The 21,569-nt window shown below is 29.9% G+C and carries 23 protein-coding genes and 1 pseudogene; 1 reads left to right on the top strand and 23 read right to left on the bottom strand.

Annotated features, from left to right (window positions below):
• Positions 1-2: 2 nt before the first annotated feature.
• The gene (locus tag BLT88_RS09910; protein WP_091954527.1) at positions 3-704 is read right to left on the bottom strand and encodes a hypothetical protein; all 702 of its coding nucleotides are present in this window, start codon (positions 702-704) and stop codon (positions 3-5) included.
• 88 nt (positions 705-792) lie between these two features.
• Here BLT88_RS09910 and BLT88_RS09905 point away from each other — a divergent pair, with 88 nt between their 5' ends.
• Positions 793-1,212: a helix-turn-helix domain-containing protein gene (locus BLT88_RS09905; RefSeq protein ID WP_091954525.1), complete on the top strand. Its 420-nt coding sequence runs from the start codon at positions 793-795 to the stop codon at positions 1,210-1,212.
• A 221-nt stretch (positions 1,213-1,433) separates the two neighbouring features.
• Here the strand turns inward: BLT88_RS09905 and BLT88_RS09900 are convergent, their stop codons facing one another.
• The 22 genes and pseudogenes from BLT88_RS09900 to BLT88_RS09790 all read right to left on the bottom strand — a co-directional run bounded on the left by BLT88_RS09900 (position 1,434) and on the right by BLT88_RS09790 (position 21,528).
• Positions 1,434-1,931: a co-chaperone YbbN gene (locus BLT88_RS09900; protein ID WP_091954524.1), complete on the bottom strand. Its 498-nt coding sequence runs from the start codon at positions 1,929-1,931 to the stop codon at positions 1,434-1,436.
• 152 nt (positions 1,932-2,083) lie between these two features.
• Positions 2,084-2,593, bottom strand: coding sequence for a hypothetical protein (locus BLT88_RS09895; protein WP_091954522.1), 510 nt, complete (start codon positions 2,591-2,593; stop codon positions 2,084-2,086).
• Positions 2,594-2,743: 150 nt separating this feature from the next.
• The gene (locus BLT88_RS09890) at positions 2,744-3,436 is read right to left on the bottom strand and encodes a hypothetical protein (protein ID WP_091954520.1); all 693 of its coding nucleotides are present in this window, start codon (positions 3,434-3,436) and stop codon (positions 2,744-2,746) included.
• A gap of 227 nt (positions 3,437-3,663) precedes the next feature.
• Positions 3,664-4,398, bottom strand: coding sequence for a hypothetical protein (locus BLT88_RS09885; RefSeq protein WP_157691195.1), 735 nt, complete (start codon positions 4,396-4,398; stop codon positions 3,664-3,666).
• A gap of 216 nt (positions 4,399-4,614) precedes the next feature.
• A complete protein-coding gene (locus tag BLT88_RS09880; RefSeq protein ID WP_091954517.1) occupies positions 4,615-5,934 on the bottom strand; it encodes a serine hydrolase in 1,320 nt (439 codons plus the stop codon).
• A 153-nt stretch (positions 5,935-6,087) separates the two neighbouring features.
• Positions 6,088-7,332, bottom strand: a complete 1,245-nt coding sequence (locus BLT88_RS09875) for a S41 family peptidase (protein ID WP_157691193.1) — start codon at positions 7,330-7,332, stop codon at positions 6,088-6,090.
• 160 nt (positions 7,333-7,492) lie between these two features.
• The gene (locus BLT88_RS09870; RefSeq protein ID WP_091954514.1) at positions 7,493-8,173 is read right to left on the bottom strand and encodes an ATP-binding cassette domain-containing protein; all 681 of its coding nucleotides are present in this window, start codon (positions 8,171-8,173) and stop codon (positions 7,493-7,495) included.
• On the bottom strand, positions 8,166-9,041 hold the full coding sequence (locus tag BLT88_RS09865; protein ID WP_091954513.1) for an ABC transporter permease: 876 nt from the start codon (positions 9,039-9,041) through the stop codon (positions 8,166-8,168). Before BLT88_RS09865 ends, BLT88_RS09870 begins: the two co-directional genes overlap by 8 nt.
• Before the next feature lie 151 nt (positions 9,042-9,192).
• Positions 9,193-10,497 carry a DUF1254 domain-containing protein gene (locus tag BLT88_RS09860; protein ID WP_172824301.1) on the bottom strand — a complete coding sequence of 435 codons (1,305 nt, stop codon included), beginning with the start codon at positions 10,495-10,497 and terminating at the stop codon, positions 9,193-9,195.
• 256 nt (positions 10,498-10,753) lie between these two features.
• Positions 10,754-11,338, bottom strand: coding sequence for a hypothetical protein (locus BLT88_RS09855; protein WP_091954509.1), 585 nt, complete (start codon positions 11,336-11,338; stop codon positions 10,754-10,756).
• A gap of 15 nt (positions 11,339-11,353) precedes the next feature.
• Complete coding sequence (locus tag BLT88_RS09850) at positions 11,354-11,926, bottom strand: helix-turn-helix domain-containing protein (RefSeq protein ID WP_091954507.1); 573 nt, start codon at positions 11,924-11,926, stop codon at positions 11,354-11,356.
• Between the two features lie 627 nt (positions 11,927-12,553).
• Entirely contained in the window at positions 12,554-14,668 is a 2,115-nt protein-coding gene (locus BLT88_RS09840) for a tetratricopeptide repeat protein (RefSeq protein WP_172824300.1), read from the bottom strand.
• 58 nt (positions 14,669-14,726) lie between these two features.
• On the bottom strand, positions 14,727-14,963 hold the full coding sequence (locus BLT88_RS09835) for a hypothetical protein (protein WP_091954503.1): 237 nt from the start codon (positions 14,961-14,963) through the stop codon (positions 14,727-14,729).
• A gap of 3 nt (positions 14,964-14,966) precedes the next feature.
• Positions 14,967-15,164, bottom strand: a pseudogene (locus tag BLT88_RS14525) (toxin-antitoxin system YwqK family antitoxin); the annotation flags it as partial.
• A 21-nt stretch (positions 15,165-15,185) separates the two neighbouring features.
• Positions 15,186-15,506 carry a toxin-antitoxin system YwqK family antitoxin gene (locus BLT88_RS09825; RefSeq protein WP_091954501.1) on the bottom strand — a complete coding sequence of 107 codons (321 nt, stop codon included), beginning with the start codon at positions 15,504-15,506 and terminating at the stop codon, positions 15,186-15,188.
• 49 nt (positions 15,507-15,555) lie between these two features.
• On the bottom strand, positions 15,556-15,981 hold the full coding sequence (locus BLT88_RS09820; RefSeq protein WP_091954499.1) for an Imm41 family immunity protein: 426 nt from the start codon (positions 15,979-15,981) through the stop codon (positions 15,556-15,558).
• Between the two features lie 186 nt (positions 15,982-16,167).
• Positions 16,168-16,725 (bottom strand): hypothetical protein, encoded by a 558-nt coding sequence (locus BLT88_RS09815; RefSeq protein WP_091954498.1) that lies wholly within the window; start codon positions 16,723-16,725, stop codon positions 16,168-16,170.
• Between the two features lie 254 nt (positions 16,726-16,979).
• Positions 16,980-17,840 carry a hypothetical protein gene (locus BLT88_RS09810; RefSeq protein WP_091954496.1) on the bottom strand — a complete coding sequence of 287 codons (861 nt, stop codon included), beginning with the start codon at positions 17,838-17,840 and terminating at the stop codon, positions 16,980-16,982.
• A gap of 208 nt (positions 17,841-18,048) precedes the next feature.
• Positions 18,049-18,396 (bottom strand): hypothetical protein, encoded by a 348-nt coding sequence (locus BLT88_RS09805; RefSeq protein ID WP_091954495.1) that lies wholly within the window; start codon positions 18,394-18,396, stop codon positions 18,049-18,051.
• 166 nt (positions 18,397-18,562) lie between these two features.
• The gene (locus BLT88_RS09800; protein ID WP_091954493.1) at positions 18,563-19,258 is read right to left on the bottom strand and encodes a CPBP family glutamic-type intramembrane protease; all 696 of its coding nucleotides are present in this window, start codon (positions 19,256-19,258) and stop codon (positions 18,563-18,565) included.
• 161 nt (positions 19,259-19,419) lie between these two features.
• A complete protein-coding gene (locus BLT88_RS09795; protein ID WP_091954492.1) occupies positions 19,420-20,526 on the bottom strand; it encodes a serine hydrolase in 1,107 nt (368 codons plus the stop codon).
• A gap of 189 nt (positions 20,527-20,715) precedes the next feature.
• Complete coding sequence (locus tag BLT88_RS09790; protein ID WP_091954490.1) at positions 20,716-21,528, bottom strand: M23 family metallopeptidase; 813 nt, start codon at positions 21,526-21,528, stop codon at positions 20,716-20,718.
• Between the last annotated feature and the right edge of the window lie 41 nt (positions 21,529-21,569).

The raw sequence follows: 21,569 nt of genomic DNA, 5'->3' as shown, positions 1-21,569 counted from the left end.
CCTTATTGTTTTTTGTCAAGCGTAAACTTCGGCGTACAATAATTCAAGCAATAAAGCATTGCTCCGTATGTAAAAATGAGCGTAGGCATATTGGTATTAAATCCTAAATCAAATTCTGGAATACCAAATAACTCTCTAAAAGATTTTGTAGCAATTAGTAGCATAAAAATAATTCCATAAGCGAAAACAGAAATAATTGCAATTCTATTTTTTGTAGTTCTAATAATTCCTTTTTTTGCTTCTTCTCTAAAGAAATACCACATAGCACCAAAACTAAATAAAGCTTCTATTAAAATGGCTAAATAAGGATTAGATGCATACAATCCAAGACCAGCTTCCATGGTATTTGCCCCAAAAATATGATGCATATGACCTGAAAAGAAATCTAAAACAAAATGGATTGACACCAAAGCGACACTTATTAAGCCAATTTTGGTGCTTTTGAATAGAAATTTTCCAAGTAAGAAAACAATCGCCAACCAAAATAATTGTGGTAACAAATCGTGACTGTATAACATATCTACTGCCATATTACTTAAAGTAGCATCAAAGGCATCACTAGGATTGGTTAGTTCAAGCCCTAAATAGTGAAAGGTAAACCATAAAAAATCTTGTAATTGGGATATAATTAAAAAATAAAGTAACGTTCCTTTTGGGAATTTTTGTTTTGCTATTAATGCCGTGGTAAAATGTCCTGCTAACATAATTTCTATTTAATTTTTGTATTTTTGCTATGGAATTGAAAGCAAAAATAATAATTACTATCGAATTAATAGTAATAGTTTGTAAAAAATGAAAAAAGAATTTCGCTCTGGCTGTCCAATTTCATCTGCATTAGATGTAATAGGTGATAAATGGTCTTTGTTAATCATTAGAGATATGCTTGTTAAGCACAAAAAGACTTTCAAGGAAATTTCTGATTCAGATGAAAAGATTGCACCAAGTATTTTATCTGCACGATTAAAATTGTTAGAATCGTATAAACTGATTTTCAAAACGAAAGTGCCAGATAACAAAAAAGAAAATATTTATTTGCTAACGGAAAAAGGGATTCGTTTAACTCCAATAATTATTGAATTCAGTTTGTGGGGAAATTCCAATATGCGAGAATTTAATGAAATAGATGATATCGAAGGCTTGAATTCGGATAAGACTTTAATTATTCAAACAGTTCAAGATAATTATAATTCTATGTTGCTTAATTTCCAATAAGGTTGCTCTCAAATGGCATACAACGTTTAGTATATGAAAAGTAGGCGATTTAGAAGCACGAAGCTTTCGGGTTATACACGGGCCAAATTTTTATGTTTTGTTTCTATTTTTTGAATTCTATAAGCCAAATTTAAAAATTTGGAGGTCTACTCAAATACGTGTAAACCTTCCGATATAGCTCTTATTAGCTATGTTTTATATACTGCGTTATATGTAGTTTTTTATTTGCTTTCATCACAAAATTTAGTCAATTCAAAAATTGTCATTGCTCCTGCATGCCTTTTTATTTCTTCCCCATTTTTCATTAGAATAAATTGTGGTAAGCCCTTTATTTTGAATTTATTTATTAATTTCCCATTTAAATCAGCGTTAACCTTAGTAATTCTTATACCATTTGATTCAGTCGCAAATTTTTCCATTGTAGAATTCATCATTAAGCATGGCCCACACCATTCAGCCCAAAAGTCTATTAAAACTAATTTTTCTTTTTTCAAAACTGAATCTATATTTCTAGCATTAAGGTGTATGATTTTTGAATCAGAATTTCTTCGAATTGTTTTTTTATATACAAACCTTAATGGAAATGTAAATGCTGAAATAATTGTTGATAACAAGAAGAGAATGAAAGCGATAATATAATTTATAATTGTTTTTATATTTTTCTTCTGTTCAAAGTTTTTTTCAGAATCATTTTGGTATTTAATAATCTTATCCATCATAATTTTATAATTACACACAACGTTGTTGTATTTGGTTAGTTGCGTGGTTAAGCCTTAAAGTTAGCAAACAAATCACAGATAGAAAATTCCAGCGGAATTTTCGTAAGTCGGCAGTGACCTAGCAATTAATTATACATGTTGTTGGCATTAGGTTATTTTTTTTCAACTATTTCATAAACACCTTCCGAAGTGACTTTTTTAGATGCTATTATTTCCTCAACATATTCTTGAAATTCCTTAAGGAATATAGATTTTCTTGCTTTCCAAAACACAAGAAATCCAGGAGTCGTTTTAATTCCATTGATAATTTCCAAAAGTGATTGTTGAATCTCCTGGTCAAGTGTTCCTTCTTTAACTAAATAATAACTATTTTGAAATGCTAACATAGCTCCATGAATATTCATTATAGCTTGAAACCTTTCTTCAGGTTTTAGCGAATCGGGATTGCTCAGAAAGTTCCAGAATATATAACTTCCACGCTCGCTATTACCTATATTACTGTACCACGAAGTCATTTCAGAAACAGTTGCTAGTGCCGTAGCTGATCTTGTTGCCTTAGTATTTTCTTTGAATTGAATACCTACGAAAATTAAGGAAATTAGGATTGCAATTCCTCCAAATATTTCAGCAACTAATGCAATTTTTTTTAGATTATATTTCATAATATTTTTTCAACTTAATGTTAGCGTTGTTGTATAAGGTTAGTTGCGTGGTTTAAGCAACTAATTTAGTAAATAATAACGGACAAAGAAAGTCCGAGAGGATTTTCGTGAGTAAGCAAGAAGCAAGCAATTAATTTTGTACGGTGTTAACTAACGTTTTAATTCTATCTCAATCTTTGTAGCTAATTCAGTTATATTATCTTTTGTTTGATTATATGATTGTAAAATAAATTTCCTGTTTGTTTGAATTTTCCAAAGGTAACTCAGTAGGGTTTTTCTTTCAGTTTCACTTAAATTAATAGGAAATTCCATTTCACTAATATTTCCTTTTGAATCAAATGTAAAATATGGTGAAATCATTTTATTTATTTCTTTAAAATAATTTTTTTGGAATTGTAGTTCGTTATATTCCTCTTCTAGTTTTCTTAGAGTTTGGTAATCAATCTCATATAAAGATATTATTCTTGTTCTTAAAGAGTCGTTTTTAATTAATTCAAACCCTCGCGATTTTAATGTTTCATAACCAGAAACATTCTGAATTGAAATAAAATCTCTTGTTAAAACAAAATAGTGTTGTTGTAAGGTGTCGAGGTTAGTTCTTTTATTAATAAAAATTTTTCTCCAAAATTCGCAAGATTTTATTCCCATTTGATGTCCTTCAATGTTTAAGCCTATATCAACTTTATCGTTTTCTAAGCCATTTAATATTTCCAATAAGATTTTCGATTCAGCTATGTTATCCTTTCTGTTATCATTCCAATTATTCAAGGCAAATGCAGAAATCAATGCAATAAAAATTGATAAAAACTCGAAGCTATATTTTTTCCACTTTCTTTTTTTCAATGTTATTTCGTTTTTAAATGTTAGCTAACATCTCGGCTATGCGCAGTGCGGGATTTGAAAAGCGGAGTTTTCAAATTTTGTACGTAGCCAGGAGTTTATATTTTGTTTTTAATTTATTCACTTTAAACACCAAATTAAAGTATTGGCGGACTTCCTTAAATGCTCTGACCTTTCGTTTAGCAGAAAACCCGCATTACGTATAGTCATTGTTGGTAATAATTTTTCATTTAACAACCCATTGGTATTTCAATTGAAATTATTCGTTCTTTTAAATATTCTGAATCTTGTTCAATAAACTCAATCTTAAAGAAAATTCTACTAGTACTTATTCCAAAAGGATATTCAGTAGGTGATTTTACATCTTTTACATGTTCTGCCCAACCTTCTCCGCATTTTACTCTCACAGCTTCTCGTAATTCATTCATGTCTACCTCTATGAATTTATCCCAATCTTGTTCAGAATAACTCTCGGTTAAAAATTGACTATTTTCAATTTGCAGTTCTTTCCAATTAGAATTGTAGTGTTTCCATTCGGTTAAATCACAATGTGGTCCTTCATTCATAACTGTTATACTATTTTCGAATCGTTGATAAATTCTTATCTGACCTTCCTTTATCTTGTGAATTTTCAGTTTCTGTACTTCAATGGTTTCTCCTAATTCTAAATAAATTCTTGCGGTGTCCTTTTGTTGTTCTTTTAATTTCTCTTCCTCATCCCAAACTTCAAGACTATCTATTTCAATAGAGAATTCTTCAAATTTTATTTCTAATAAGTTGTCATTAATTACAGGCTCACTCTCTGTATTCAGTTCAGCAATCTCTTGCACAGTAATTGAAGTGTCAACTTTTTCAATATTAGTAGAAGATTTTTGTGCCATCTGATTCTTAGAAGTGTTTTTATCTTCTCTGCATCCAAAAAGAACGATAGTCAAAATCAATATGATGTTACTTCTCAATGTCATTTTTCTAATTATTGCCAGCCGTATTTGTATAAGAAACGTAGGGCAGTTGATAAGCACCTTCGTTTCGATCTATTACTTAGCTAAATATAAATATTTTGCTTTTATCTTTTCTACTATAGAAATGCTAAATTTTATATTTAGCAGACTTTGTTAATGTACACAGACCTTTTAATTTAGCAGAAACGCCCTATGTTTTTTATACATTGTTGGCCACAGTTATTCTTTCGTTAGTTTAAATGTTCCTCCACCTTGTTTTAAAGTCATTTGTTTATTAATAGTGTCAAATTCTAAAACTATTCCTGCCTGCTTAAACTCAAATTTATTTTTTTCAATAGCTTCTAAATTAAATGCAGATTGACCTGTCGCTTGAGCAATTAAAATTTTTTCTGATTTTGTAATTGTTATTTTTAAAGGAAAGCTAGGACTTGAATAAATGCCTAGAAATTTGTCTAAATCTTTTGATTTTAAATCATAAATTTTAAATGAAGGACTTTCAAAAGGTTTATTGAATAACACACTTAATAATGCAATTGATATTTCATTATTATCATAATTAGTTCCGTTTGAAGTTAAGGCAAAAGCAGATTTTTCCTCAGGAAAATATCCAAATACAGAACTAAAACCATCAATACCGCCAGTATGTCCAAAACTATATTTATCATAAAAAGGCATTTTAAATAAACCCATTCCATAATTATCTTCTAATTTTTCCATTTTAGACAAGCTATTTTTAGAAATAATCTTGAAGGAGAAGAGAGCTTCCGCAAATTTCAATAAATCGCTCGGTGTAGAAACTATTCCTCCAGCACCTATTGGAATCGACATATCAGTTTCAGTTTGTTTTTCCCATTTCCCATTGTATGAATAAGAATTAGATTCATTGTTTTTTAAGTTTATTTTACCTCCAAAAAATGTATTCTTTAATTCAATTGGACTAACTATTTTATTTTTTAAAATTTCCGAAAATGTTCGATTATATGTTTTTTCTAGTATATAAGATAAAAGCACATAATTTGAATTACTATATTCTGATTTTGAATTTGGTTCAAAATCACTATCAAATTTTGAAATTATTGATAGCATTTCAGTTTCATTTTTTGGTTTTGTATTATATTCTAAATATTCCGCATCATTGGTGAAGTTATGAATTCCACTTCTGTGATTTAACAAATTACTAATAGTAATTGAGTTGCTGTTTTTTACATTTGGGAAATAATTATTTATAGTTTTATCTAAATCCAATTTCCCTTCTTCAATTGCTTTAAAAATTAAAACTGATGTAAAAGTTTTTGAAATTGAACCAATCCTATACTTTGTATTTTCATTTTGTCTTTTCTGTTTTTCAATATCAGAATATCCAATTTGATTTTTATAAATTAATTTTCCATCTTTCATCAAAGCAAAACTGCCCATAAATTTATTATTTGAATCTAATGATTTGAAATAATTATTTAATTTTAAAGTGTCAATAGTTTGAGATAAACAAACTTGAACTGATAATATAGATATGAATAGAATTACAATATTTTTTTTCATTTGAGTTTTTTTTTAATTGCATACAACGGTTTTGTGTACGATTTTGTTGCGTGGTTTAAGCAACTAATTTAGTAAATACAAACCAAATAGAAGGTCCGCGAGGACTTTCGTAAATAGGCTTTTACCAGCAATTAATTTTATACGTTGTTAGCCCTAGTTATTTCTCTCGATATAGTTTTGTACTTGTATCATCCAATCATTTTCAACTGCCAGTTTTATATCTGGTTCAAGGCCCATAGATTCTAATTTTAGATACTTAATATGCTTTTTAGATGTTAGAACTACAATGTAATTTTCACAAGGTAGATTGTAATTAGAGTTTACTTTTTCGTACGTTGCTGTTCCACTTGTTCTATTTCCGAGGATTGTACAATTTCCAAAATCATTTAGTTTATATACAAACTGTTCTGCATTACTTGCGGTTCTATGATTAACCAAAACGTAAACATTATTTTTTTTAATATATTTTTTCAATATTTTATACAATCCTTTAGAGTTTCTATCTCCACCACCACCATTATCTCGTAAGTCAAGAATTAGATTGTTCTTTGTCAAAGTTCCTTCTAGAGATTTGTAAAATTTATATGCCTCAGAAAGTGTAGGATTCCAAGAGTTGAAACTACCTATTTTTAAATAAGTAGTTTCAGGCGATATTTCCTTTCTTAAATAGGTAGATTCTGGATATAATGAAATGGAATTATTAGCTTTTGAATTATCTTTTTGAAATTGCATAGTTAGGAAAACACCGTTTTCAATCCTCTCGCCATAAGATATCATTCTTTTACTGTACAGACTTCCACCAACAGCTAATAAATAATTGTTACCGTAAGGAACTAAAGTGTAAATTACTTCTCCAACTTCCCAAACATCCATTTCAGATTCTAAAATAATTGCTCTGTAATCATTACTATTTATCGTTTTATATACTCCTAGCGTCAAATACCCTTTTCTGTAGTAAACACCTTCAATAGAGGCAGTAGCTTTCTGCTTTAACGATTTCTTTAGGCTATCTAAATTTATTTCAGGTCTTGGGTAAACATTATAAAGATTTGATACTTTAAATTCTTCAAATTTAGATGTATCTTTTTTTGATTCTTCATCTAATCCTTTGTTTATTCCATATAGATTACAATGTCTATCATTTAGTGATAACATTAATTTATTCAATTGAAGAAAACAATCGTAACCAGAATTTAAATTTTCTATGCTTTTTTTTGTCTTAGCATACTCCAACTTATAATTCTCCTTATTTACTTTATATGAAGGTGTTTGCTCAATTTTCTGATTTAAAAATTCTAAGTCTGTTTTACAGCTACAATCCTTAACTTGAGCATTTAAGATTGGAATTGATATTAAAATGAATAAAAATGTCAAAGTTGATTGTTTGAATTTTTGCATACAGTTTTTTTTAATTAGGGCTAACGTGTTTGTATATGGTTTGTTGTGTGTTTCGAGCAACTAATTTAGTAAATAATAACGGACAAAGAAAGTCCGAGAGGACTTTCGCTAGTAGGTAAGAAGCCAGCAATAAATTATATGTGGTGTTGCAAACCGTTATTTATTTCAACTCAAGTTTGTTAATTCTATTTCCGACTGTAAATTCTTTCATTTCCTTTTCGAGATTATTAAAATCTACTTGTTTTACTTTCTTTATAATTTCTCCGTTTTTCATTAAATGAATTTCATCACAAGTATCCGCTAAAGTTGAAAATATGTGAGAAGAAATAATTACTGTTTTTTCTAATTCTTTAAACCTTTTTATAATTTCAGTTATAATTAAATTACTTTGTATATCAACGCCATTAAAAGGTTCGTCCAGAATAAAAACATCGTTTTGTTGCAAAAGAATAGCAGTTAAAGCCAATTTCTTTTTCATTCCTGTGGAATAAGTAGAAGCGTACTGATTTAACGGCAAATCAAATATGTTTTTGTTCTCAATATTGGATAATTCTATTTGTCTTGTGTTGGCAAGAAGTTGTATATATTCTTTTCCAGTAATTTTAGAGAAAAAGAACGGTTCTGTTAATAAAAGTCCTAAATGGTCTTTTAATTTAGTATAGTCAGATGAGATATTTCCTTTATAATTTTCAAGTCCTGAAATACATCTAAATAGTGTTGTTTTTCCTGCTCCGTTTTCTCCAACAATGCCATATATTTTTCCTTTTTCAAATTCTAAATCTATTGAATTTAGAACTTGATTTTTACCATAAAACTTTGATAATTTTTTAATTTTAATCATTTAAAATGGTATTTAATTTTTTAATAGATTGAGAATAAAAAAGAGGAATAAATATTAAAAGTATTGGCGGAAACATAAAACTTAATCCAATTAAAATTACTTTTGACATATTCATTTCATTTGGGAAAGATGAATATTTAGCAAAAATTATTGTCGTGAGATAAGCATAACATAAAAAAATAAAAACAATTAAAATATCTATTTGATTAAAAAATGAAATCCCTAATGTAATTATAATTGGTAAACTTAAAATTGAAAAATAGGTTAAGCACGTTTTCATTTTTTCTAATAAAAATTCTTTTGAGGATAAATTGTAATTCCAAACAAAATATTCGTTTTCTGTTTTTGAATAATAGGAAAAGCAAGTAATTCCAATTAATAGCATAGAAAAAACACCGAGGTTAAAATTTCCAACTGTGACTGAAATATAAGTTAAGAAATAAGCTATTGGAAAAACATAAAATGTCTTTCTAAAGCCAACAGTAAATTCAAAAGGATTTTTACTGAATGGTGTTGGAATTGTTACATTTAGATTTGTGCTAAAGTTGAACAACATTATAATAGTGACACATAAATTTAATATTACAGAAAAGAGAAATTGTTTTTGATAAATTAAAAAAAGAGTAAAAGGCAAACAATAGATAATATTTTCTAATATTCTCAATTTTTTGTAATTGTATTTATTAAATATAGATTTTAAAAAATCATTTCTTTTTGGTTCACTTAATTTTGAAACGAAACTTACTGCAAGTAATCCGTAAATATAATTAGCAAATTCTGTTTTTTCAAATAAGTAATTAGATAATAAAACAAATACAAATGGTAAAAGTGTATATCCAATCAAAAGAGGAAGTCCGAAATCAATCATTTTCCTGTTTAGCATTTTAAATCGAAGTAGGAAATATTCTTTCATTCGCAATTTTCATCTAATGGTTGGCAACGGTTTGGCTAAACTGCGTTTCAATGCAGTTTAGGTTTTGTTAGCAAATGCTTTTTTATCTGATTCAAAATAATCTCTCTTAATTTTGAACTTCTATTATTTCTGGCAATTTATAAGATCCATTTAATACATTGTCATCAGGACCATAAATGCGCAATACAGTGTAGAAAGGTCCTTCAGGAGTAGGTAACCAATTACCTTCTTTATTTGCACCAGGAGAGTCTGTTTGGAAATAAATGGTCATCGAACCGTCTTTATCCTTTTTCAATGATTTAGTTTGACTACCTATGCTGTATCTGTTTATTGAGTTTTCAACCAAAAATCGATTTGGAAGATCGTACATTGTAAAAGACCAGAAATAGTCAGACTTTGGTAATTCATCAGCAGAGAAAGTTATTGAATAATTCTTTTTACTTCCATCAAGTAATTCGCCTTTAATGTCGGTTTTAAAGCTAGGATACATAGCCTGAGAAGGGTAATTCCCAAATTGCCCAACAATTACTCCAACAGTTCTATTTAAATAATCTTCACCTATAATTTCTCTTGTGTTAAATAGCTTTTTACCGTCATTTGTAATAGCTATCTGCTGATCAATTTCTTTAAGAGCTTCTTCTATGCCAGTATTAATCGCTCGCGCAAATGAACTGTCCATTTTATCCAGTTGCCATTCCCTGCCAGCTTCAATACCAATTTTTTTTGCATTTTCAAGCATCGTTTGATCTGCTTTATTTGGGATGATATAGTCTAGCATAAAATTTGCGTACTTAAAGAAATTGATGTTCTTTAAGTCACTCGATTCATAGCTAATCCAATTTATATTTTCTGTTATTATTTTAGGTTCAGATCCAATGTATGAACTCAATGGTTGCAGAATATATCCATTTTGTATATACTCCATCGCTGGGATGTCATCTTGACCATTTACTCCGGTTCTAGTTAAAGTTCCAATAAACTGAGATTCCGAATTAATCGCACGCTTAATACCTTTCGGAATTGGTCTGTCAAAGTCTTTTGTAGTTAATAGGTAATTCCCGCCGTCTTGTCCATCTATTATTGAGCCTGGTGCATCAATTACGTACCCCCACATATCGTCCCATTGACACACATAATATCGATTACCATCTGAGGGAGGCATGGTCAATACCCACGGTTCAGAGCGCAAATCAACCCATGCCCAAGAATAGGGCGTATTATTATTTGGTGTTGGAATGTCCTTATTATCTGGAGTAGATAAACCATAGTGTTTGTAGACTCCAAATCCTCCTATGTATTCTGGTGCATTCTTATTAATTGCTTGATTGTACATCGTACCATAATTATATACAAGAGGAAATAAGGCGATGTAAGTTTCTTTTGCAATGCGTTTTATTTCATTTTGATCCATTGTTTGCTCATTCTGAGTTACTACCTTTTTTTCTCCCTCCAGCTTGCATCCTAATAGAGAAAATAGGACAATAGAAATAGTTATTATTTTATATTTCATTTTGGTACTATTTGTTTTTGCTAACGTTGTTGTATAAGATTAGTTACGTGATTTAAGCAACTAATTTAGTAAATATAAACCAAATAGAAGGTCCGCGAGGACTTTCGTAAATTAGCTAAAACTAGCAATTAATTATACAAGGTGTTGTAACCAGTTATTATTCTATTATTTTTTCTTTACTAGCTCCAAGCCAGTATTCAATGAATGAATCAAAACTGAAAATTAATATAATAAACAAGATAGTAATTCCAAAAGTGATTAATCTTTTTTTAATAGGAACACTAGTTTTTGATTGGAAGTTAGTAAGCTTAATGACAATATCTTTTATTATTTCTCCATTGAAAAATAGAATTAAGAATAACATCAAAAGAACTATTATGGCATTGGCTAATGCTGGATATACATCAAGAAAAATAATATCGAATACAATTATGTTTACCATTATAGGTATTAATATCAATACTCCTATCAATTTTGTTTTATTCCATAATAGAAACCAAGCTCCTGAAAGTTGAAAAACACCAATGAACAAAATATAAAAATATGAGTGTCCCATAAATGTCCATGCCAATGAAAATCCACTAGCTTCTCCTAATGTAGTATTTGCAATTTCATCAGGTATTTTTCCTTTCATATAGAATTGACCGCCTAACAATTTAGATATTGCATAAATATTAAGAATTATAAAAACGCATTGACGCAATACAAGTTCCAATGTTACTTTGTCGTTTGATTTATTCATTTGTTCTTTATTTAACTAACTTAAGAATTTAAATACTGATGGATACTTTACAGATTTGCCATTATGGTATTTTAGGGTATTAGTTATTACAACTACAAAATTTAGAAAATACATTGCGCTGATAGTTATTAGTATTCCAGCAAAAGAAATGGTTGTAAGTTCAAGTTTTGAGGTAATAAAAAGACCAATAACTAATAAAAACAAAAGTAAGGTCCAAGATATTTGAAAATTTAAAATTGATTTTCCGACTTGGTCTATATCTTTTATCTTATCCTTTTTTGAAGTCCAAATAATTAATGGAATTAATATACCAAGTAATGGAAATGCTATAAACCCTAGTTGTGACAAGTTTAATAGTAATAAAGCTTTACTATCTTCAATAATATGCCAATCTATTAATTCGTTAGGTGTAACATTTAAGGCACTAGATAATCTTTTAATAGAATCTCCGGTAGGTTGGGTTTCTCCATTTTCAATTCTTTGAACTGTCCGCAAACTTAATCCAGAATTTTCTGCCAAGAGTTCTTGTGACATTCCGTTTCGCTTTCTTAATTCTTTTACTCTTTTTGCTAAATCTTTATTCTTCAATTGAGAGATGTTTAATTGTTGAAAGCAAAGCTAAATAAAAGCATTGGCATTGGTGTCGTAATCTATATGACATCTTTACGTCATCTATGTTTTAATTGGTTACAACGGTTTTGTATATGAAAAGTAGCGGATTTAGAAGCACTAACCTTTCGTAAAGCAATATACTTAATTAAATGCAAAAACGATTCAGGCTTGCACCTGAACCGCTATTTTTTATATACGATGTTGGCAATAGTATTTTTATTTTCTATCAAAGAAATTAATATATGAATAATTTCTTTCTGTCTCTTTATTCATCCACAAATAATATTCACTAAAAGTATGGTCTAAAAATTATTCTTTCAATAAATTCGATCAATATTTTTAGTAGGTAAATCCAATTAATTTGTTGGGCTCACGTATTTTTACAAATCATCAATTACATTTTCAAATTTCACATTATAGCTTTCTGCGATATTTAAAGGTTGGTTGAGAGCAATAATTTTTTCTAATACATTGGAGTTGTAAGTAAACGACAAATATTGAATTTGAAAATCAAAATAAACTCAATTTTTAAGTTTAATTTTTTTTTCTGAAGCTTAATAGCCAAACCTTTATGCTAATGAATTTAAAATGTTATAATTGAAACTAACTTGATGCCATTTTAATGACTTCAACAGGCTCCGTTCTACCTTTTAGTTGTATGAAGCCAAGCGATTCAAAAGTGTAGTTTTCAATGTCATTAAGATCATTAATCACTTCTTTAGATAAAAGCAACTCCGATTTAAACTGCTTGTTCAACTGCTCGATTCGTGATGCTAATATGACCGTGTTTCCAGTCACTGAGTATTGTCTTCTTTGAGCAGTACCCACATTTCCTGTTACGATTTCTCCTGTATGCAATCCAATACCAATTTTAGTATCGATTAATCGACCAGATGAACAGCGGTCCTCAAGCTCTTTGAGTATTTCTAGGGACGCATTAACCGCATTTTGGCTGTGATTCCCGGGGGAGGCTGGTGCACCAAAGGACGCTAAAAATCCATCTCCCATAAACTGGTTTATGATGCCATTATGTGCACTAATAATATCGATCATAAAGCCAAAAACGTCATTTTGATATTGGTTAATCTCTGTTGCATTTCTTGATTCAGAGAATGGTGTAAACCCCCTAATATCAAGAAACATGATACAGGCTCGCACTTTATTAGCTCCCGATTTGTAAGAATCAGACAGTAATTCTTTTGCAACCTCAGGAGAGACCTGTTGGCTAAATAAAGTCATGGCTTTCTTTTTGTTCTCTATTTCAAATGCATTACGCTCTTTTAAGAACCTGTTTGCTTTTCGCTTTTGCCGGTAACCATAATAGATCACACCAGCTAAAAGCAGAAGTAAAACAGCGCCAATAATCCATGCTCGCTTGGTGTTTTCAGATTTCTCTAATTTCATTTTTCCAATCGCTTGCTTTTTTGAGAATTCCAAACTATCGGCTAATATTGCCTTTTTAAACTCCATTTGCTGAAGTTTTGTTGCGGTTTCTTTGAGATTAAGACTGTCATCAAGCAGCCTTATTTTTTCCATATAAAATAAAGCTTCATTTGCTTTACGTTTTGCTTTGAAAGCATCGTATAGGCATTTGCAAGCATCCCTTTGCGCCATAAGATCATTAACAGATAACGCCAATTGGTACCCTTTTTGGCAATTATCTACAGATTTAGAGTAGTTGCTTTGGGTAAGATAAACTCCTCCAATATTTATTTTGGATCTAGCCATACCATTTTTATCCCTAAATTCTTTTTGAATTTTAAAGCTTTGATTGTAATAGTCCAAGGCCTTTTTATCGTCACCAAGATTATCGTAAACAAGACCTATAGCGTTGAGGTCATTAGCAATACCAATTTTATTATCGAGTCGTTCATTAATGGTTTTATTTTGATTGAAATAACTCAAAGCTTGGTCATAATCTCCTTGATTTTGAGATGTAAGTCCAATATTATTTAAGATTTCTGATAGCCTATATAGGTTGTCTTGTTCTTTATAAAAATTCAAACTTTCATTAAAATACTCTAAGGCTTTAACATCATCACCTTGTTCAAGATAAACGCTACCAATATTGATCTGAAAATCTGCAATACCCGTTTGGTCTCCAAGCTGTTCATTGATTTTAAGCCCCTCATCAATATAAGTGATGGCTTTTGGGTAATTACCTTGCTTCGAATAAATAACACCAATGCCTGCAAGGGAATTGGCAATTCCTTTTTGGTTATTAATCGACTTATTAATCATGATACTTTGATTGTAATACTCGAGTGCTTTTACGTGATTACCTGTTCTTCTATAAATAATGGCCATATTATGAAGCGTACTAGCAATATTTTCTTTGTCACCTTCTTTTTTATAAAGTGCTAAGCTCTTTTCTTGAAATTCCATGGCTTTGGTATAATCACTTTTATTTTTGTAAACAATGCCTTGAATGTTATAGCCGAAATTTTTGGCTTTAGGATATTTTTTATCTGCTCCATATTTTACAAGATTTTTTGCCAGAATGAGAGCGGAATCTGGCTTAGAATACAGAAATCCTTTCCATATATAGTTATAGTAAGCCTTCGTGCGAACTGAGTCTAATTGAGCATTGTCTTGCCATATTGCGTATAATGAGTCGAGTTCGGTTTGAGCGTTTAGGCTAATCCCTGAAGAATAGAGTATTAGTATTAAAATAAACTTTTTAACTCTCATGTCATTCTTTTTATTAATTATTGCCAACGTTCAATGTATAATGCGTATCCCGCAGGGCATGCATTATACATATTGTTGGCAAATGTTATTTTTGTTCTTCTCCATTGATATAATTTTTAGTTTCCGTAAGCTCGCCTAATTCATTATAATAATGAACGGTTCCATTACCGTTTATTAAGGACCCTTTCTTTAAAGCATTGACCTTATTGTCAAAACAATTAACTATATCCATGAATTTACCCTGAGACCATAATCTCGTTTGATATAATTGCCCGTTCTCGTGATAAATTTTACATTCTCCTTCTGGTTTTCCATCTTCCATTTTTCCTATTTCAGCTAATTGTCCATTCTCGTGATAGGATTTCCATTCTCCTTCTGCTTGTCCATTTACATTTTTTCCTATCTTGGATAACTGTCCATTCTCGTGGTAGATTTTCCATACTCCTTCTGCTTGTCCATTTACATTTTTTCCTATCTTGAATAACTGTCCATTCTCGTGATAGTATTTCCATGCTCCATCTTGTTCTCCGTTAACATAATTTTCTTACCCTTTTAACTGTCCGCTCTCGTGGTAGGTTTTCCATGCTCCGTCTAGTTTTTCATTTGCATATTTTCCTTCCGTTTCTAATTGTCCATTCTCGTGATAGGTTTTCCATGCTCCCTCTTGTTTTCCATTTTCCACTTTTCCTATTTCAGCTAATTGTCCATTCTCGTGGTAGATTTTCCATACTCCTTCTGGTTTTCCATTTTCCATTTTTCCTATTATACGTAATTGTCCATTTTCGTGATATTGTTTAACTATTTCTTGAGAATAACCATAGTAAATCGAAATACTAAAAAGTAGTATAATTAATTTGAATTTCATATTTATATTTTAAAGTTAATGTTTGCAAACGTATTGGCTAAACTGCGTTTTAATGCAGTTTAGGTATTGTTGGGCAATCGTTTTTTAATTTATTATCTAAATCTTCATTTAGGTATCCTTCTAATTCATCAGATATTGGATTCCCTTCAATAAAAGCATTTACAGCACAACGTAATCTCAAACTATATTGTGAAAAATCCTTTGGTAAATTATCAATACTGCTATCGTCATTTTCATCAAAATGAAAACCAATTAGAATTAAGTGCCATTCATAGCTTTTAAGAATTTTTTTTGTCAGTTCACGAGGAAGAGATTCGTCATTTCTAAATTCATAACCTAACAGTCTTATTGAATTATAGAATTTCCAAAAGGAATGTTTATCAAACAAACCACGCTCGTGCATAAAGTCCATATAGCTGTTATTTTCAGACTCAGCATTATCATTTATGATATTTATTGCTTCTTCTTTATTCATATTAATGTTGCCCAACGGGTTTGTGTATGGTTAGTTGCGTAAGCTCTAAGATAGCAAAAAGGAAATGCGTAGAGGAAATTCGACAGAATTTCCGTGGTAATCATTAAACACCATCTAGCAATTAATTATACACGGTGTTAGCGGTTCGGCTTTTTCTTTATAAGAAGTTTTAGCTGAATTTCACTATCAGCATTCTATACATAATTCTTTAGTTTCTATATACCTTTTTATTTTTGCTTTTTGTTTATCATGCAGCCAAATGTGAAGTTCAATTAATGAAAACCATTCTCTCGTATTGATATCACCAAACATGAAATGATATTGCTTATGATCTTTGCCACTCTTTTCTAAAATATCTTGCAGCTCATTAACTTCTTTGATGAAGGATAAGAAATCTTTGACTAAATCTCTTTTATCCCTTTTAGCAGGTGTGAAAGCTTCAACTAATGGCTTTGGAAATTTTTCCATTTTTATATGTACGTCTTTCCTATATCCTAAGTCGAAAATGGCTATTCCGTATTTGTTTTTTCGTTTCTTTCTTTTAGCCAATTCTGTAACACTCTTTTGTAGATTTGGAATTTGATAACTTCTTGCTACCCTCATTACATGGTCATATACCTCTGAAATAGACCATGATGTTTCAGAGGGCTTAATTTGAATTACCTCTTCATCCATCATTCTTAAGTCAACTAACCATTCATTTGCTTTTTTATTAAATTGATTAAGTATTTTTTTGTTATCCATTTTAGTTCATTTAGAGAGTGAATTTGTTGAATTATATAATTTTTATTGAAATTTCTACAGGTATTTTGGGTTTTATTTTTTGCTGACTGCTAACGTTTAGTATATGAAAAGTAGGCGATTTCGAAGCACGAAACCTTCGGTTAAGCAAAAAGTTTGATACGAGACAATATCTTTTATTTTAGCACTAATTCACCTATTTTTTATATACATTGTTAGTTGTTTTTATTTTCATCATTTCCATTAACCATCCTTTCCTAGAACTTGTAATTTGAATCATGATTATCTGTTATTTGCTTGGCAATTTCATGTAAGTCTGTGTTAAAACTCGTTTCATAATCATACGTAATTAAATCAACATTATATATGCTATTCAGCCAAACCAAGCTTCCAGTCTCTTCAATAATATTTCCCTGATGCCCCTTATGATCTTTGAAGAGTGAAGTGGCTTCTGGTCCAAACCAAGCGATATTATCCAACAGTTCATTATCCTGTTTCATTTGTGCAAGTTCAAACGATGCCCAACCAGTGGGAATGGTGAATATTTTGGTATTTAGAAATTCAGCGCGCAATGGGTCTACCATCTCATTATGCACAATATCATTTACTACATAATCATAATACTCTTGAATCGTATTGTATCCGTTAACTTGAGCTAATGAATCCCAATCTGCAGGGAAATCAATTTGAGGTATCGCTATAAAGATGGTAATGTTTGGATTGCTTTGTAATGCATAGTTTATCCATGCACGATGGCCTTCAATACGATCAGTAGGATTATCGAAATCATGCCCAGCAGTCATCCCGAAAATATCTATATCCCCTTGATCTAAAGCTGCCTTAATATTTAAATGTTCTTGAATCAATGAATCATTCCAAAAATTAATTGGACGTCCATTATCACCACCTCTGGTAATTCTTGTGCTGATATGCTCAACAAATCCAGCATCGATAGCCAATTCATCCAATTTTTGCGCATAAGGTTTAAAGAAACTATTCCCAATAAGTAGCATATTGTGTCCTTGGGTCTCTAATGTTTCTTCAACAGTTTGGTCTTCTTTGTTGCACGATAGAAATACTATAATCAATACAATTATCCATAAATTTTTTCTGGTCATAAGTTTGTACTTTTTAATTTTAGACTCAATTTTCTTATTAGTTTAATTACAGCTAACGTTGTTGTATATGGTTTGTTGCGTGTTTCAAGTAACTAATTTAGTAAATAATTACCGATCAAGAAAGTCCGCGAAGACTTTCGTAAGTAAGCAAGAAGCCAGCAATAAATTATATACGGTGTTGTAAATAGTGCTTTTTCAGTTTTAATTATTAATTCAAATTTCCAATTAATAAATTGACAAGTTCATATATTCCAACTCCCAATCCAATTCCAATCAGCATCCAGTAAATTCTGTGCTTTTTATCAGCTTTCACAATTTGTTTTTCAACAGTTTCTCCGTTTTTAATTAATTTCAATTCTATTTCACGTTTGTCAAACAGTTCGTATTTGGATTTTAGAATGAAACTTTCAGAATTCAGGATTAGTTCGTGTTTAATCCCCGAGAAAGAGAATTTTTTTGAAACTAATTCTCCATTTAATAAAACACTTTCAGTTCCAAATACAGAGTTTAGGAATTCTATTTTATTTTTTTCAATATTAAATTCAGCATATTTCATTTTCGCTCAGTTTTTCACGTATTATTTACAACGTGTTTGTGCATGATTTTGTTGCGATGTTATTAGACTAAAATACTAAAAAAAAAACCAACATTGGAAGTGTCCGAGGATTTTCCGCAAGGAAAATCAACCAGCAATAAATTATGCACGTTGTTGTAGCACGTTTTTATCTAAAGATTAATAATATTATAAATAATAGACTATTATTCAAACTATGTAGACAAATTGCTAAAATAATTCCAGAGTTTAATCTTGCATAACTGTAAATAAAGCCTGCTAAAAAATGTCTCAATATGACTATTGGTGAGAAGATCAATAATTCAATTGTTATTTCATAATTACCTAAATGTAAAAAACTAAATATTAAAAGTAATCCGTAAAACACTTTTCGTCTATTCTCTTTCCATAATTCAGAAAGTAATTTAACAATATTGTTTTTTAGACTAAAATACAATATAGTGCCAAGTGACAGAGCAATTGATGCGCAATACAATTTTTGAAATTTAGTGAGACTCAATAAAATAAAATAAGATATTCCGATTGCAGTTATTGTTAAGTTTTGTTTCGAAAATATTATTCCAATCCTATATGCAAATTCTTCTATAATTGGTGCTATAATAGCAATTATTAAAATTCGTTGAAACGAACCATAACTCCTGATTTTTTCTCCGCCAATATGTGCTGGTATTTTAAAAATATCATAAAAATCTAAAAAGTAAGAAATGCCGAAACAAAAACCTTTCATTAGAATTAGAATTCCGTAGAGTTTCAATCCAAGATATATAGTTTCTTTTAAATTTCGTTTCTCTTTTGGTAAAAATCCAGATTTAGTTAAAATCCAAATATTCTTAAGTTCATTCAATTTTTTTTGATTTTCTCAAATGTGCTACAACGTTGTTGTATATGGTTTGTTGCGTGTTTCAAGCAACTAATTTAGTAAATAATTACGGACAAAGAAAGTCCGCGAGGACTTTCGTAAGTAGGCTATAACCAGCAATAAATTATATACGGTGTTGGCAATAGTTATCTGATACTTCCAATTATCTTTTCAAAAAATAAATTAGATGAATTATCCAAAAGAACAAAACTCGTTTTCTTTTTAGTGTTTCTTACAAAATAAGTATTCGCTGCTAACCAAGCTCCATTGTGCATAACTACGTCATCCTTTATAATTACCCAACCAAATCCGTAATTTGATTTCTCTCCATTATTCAATGTTGGTCTTTTAAACGCCTCTTTAAGATTTTCATTACTAATGAGTTTATTTTGGTACCAAAACTTATCCCATATTACAAAATCATCTAAACTACTAAAAACGCCACCATCGCCTGCGACTCCATCTATAAATGTAGGTTTGATTTCTCGAATTTCTCCAGCTAAATCTTCAAAACCATCAGTTTTTCCTTTGAACGTTTTATCTTCTGAAATTAGATTCCAAACTCTGGTGTCATTCATTCCTAACGGAATGAAAATATTATTCGCCATAAAGTTCTCAAAAGATTGATTTGAAACTAATTCAATTATTCTTGCTAAAGCTATGTAGTTTGTATTTGAATACTCGTATTGCTCGTTTGGCTCAAAATTAGCTTTGGGTTTATTCTCAATTATAAGTTTAATTGCTTTTTCATTTGTTAAAACTCCAATTTTACCTTTTGCTTTTTCTGCTAAATCTAAATATGAATCAGGTATTCCCGAAGTTTGATTTAATAAGTTTCTAATTGTAACATTATGATACGGGAAATTTGAAATATATTTTGAAACTAAATCGTCGTAATTAATCTGTTCTTTTTCCTTTAAGAGCATTATTCCACTTGCAGTAAACTGTTTTGAGATTGAAGCAAGGCGAAATGACGAATTAATATTTAGTTTTTCAGTTTTCTTGGAATTAGTAAAGCCATATGTTTTTGCCAAAGTTGGCTTTCCATTTTTCGTTATTAGAATTCCGCCATTAAATTTTCTTTGAGAATTTAGTTTTTCTAACCAGTTATCAATCAAAACAATTTTTTCTTTTTCACTTGAATTTTTAGGGATATTTAATTCAGGGACTTGAAGAAAAAAAACAAAAAACCAGACAAAAAATCCGACAACTATTATTGCAATTCCGAGTATAATATAAAGTACTACTTTCATGTTTTATTTTCCATTTTTCTTGTATTCCGCAATTTTCATCTTAATTATTGCCAACTTTGTTGTGTATGATTAGTTGAGTGTTTTAAGCACTATAGTTAGCAAATAAAACACAAATATAAAGTCTGCGAGGACTTTCGTAAATTGGCTAAAACCAGCAATTAATTTTACACGGTGTTGGCAATAGTTTTTTTAATAATTTCTTGAATATATTTCCTTTTCGATTAGGTATTCTACAGTACTACCATCGTCTGTTTTGAATTTTGTTTTCAACGTTTCTCTGTTTTCTAAATTTTGATTAAATACTACCAGATGTAAATGTGGTCCAGTACTCCATCCAACATTTCCACTATATCCAATTTGTTGTCCTTTTAAAACTTTGTCACCAACTTTTACTTTAGAGCCATTTTGCTTGATATGTGTATATTCCGCAAAAGTTCCGTCAGGATGATAAATTATTATAAGATTATTATATTTTTTACATTCTTCTTTTCCACAATTTTTGTTATTCTTTTCTATTACCTTAATTACAACACCTTCTCTAACAGCAGTTAATTCTGTACCAACTGGCATTGTGAAATCTAAAGAGTTTTCATTTTGATGGGAAAAAGTTCCATTGTAACCTTGATAAATTTTAAATTGTTTTGAGGTTTTAAAAGGTAAGTTATATATATAATCATTGTCATATTCTTTATTATTATGCTTTCCATAATTCGTCCAGGATTTAAAGGAAAATTTATATGCTTTCCCGTTTTTAGAAACTCGAAGTGACGTAAGAAGTTGTTTTTTGCTCTTTGCATTGATAGTATAAACATTGTTGTTTCCTCCTTTTATATTTAAATTAGTGACTGCAAAATCAACTTTTACACTTACTGGGCAAAATTCATCATTATCAGCGTAGATATTGTAACCATTTTCAATTTGTTCATAGTATATTTTGACTTTATGTTCAGCTTTACATAATGAAGTAATTAGTAGGAATGTTAATAATAAATAGTTTTTCATTTAGGTTCTGTTTAAATTATTGCCAACGTGTTTGTATATGA

Origin of the sequence: Polaribacter sp. Hel1_33_78, assembly GCF_900106075.1 — a bacterium.
GTDB lineage: Bacteria > Bacteroidota > Bacteroidia > Flavobacteriales > Flavobacteriaceae > Polaribacter.
Note: the sequence above shows the minus strand (reverse complement) of the source record. Positions and strands in the feature narration are given on the sequence as shown.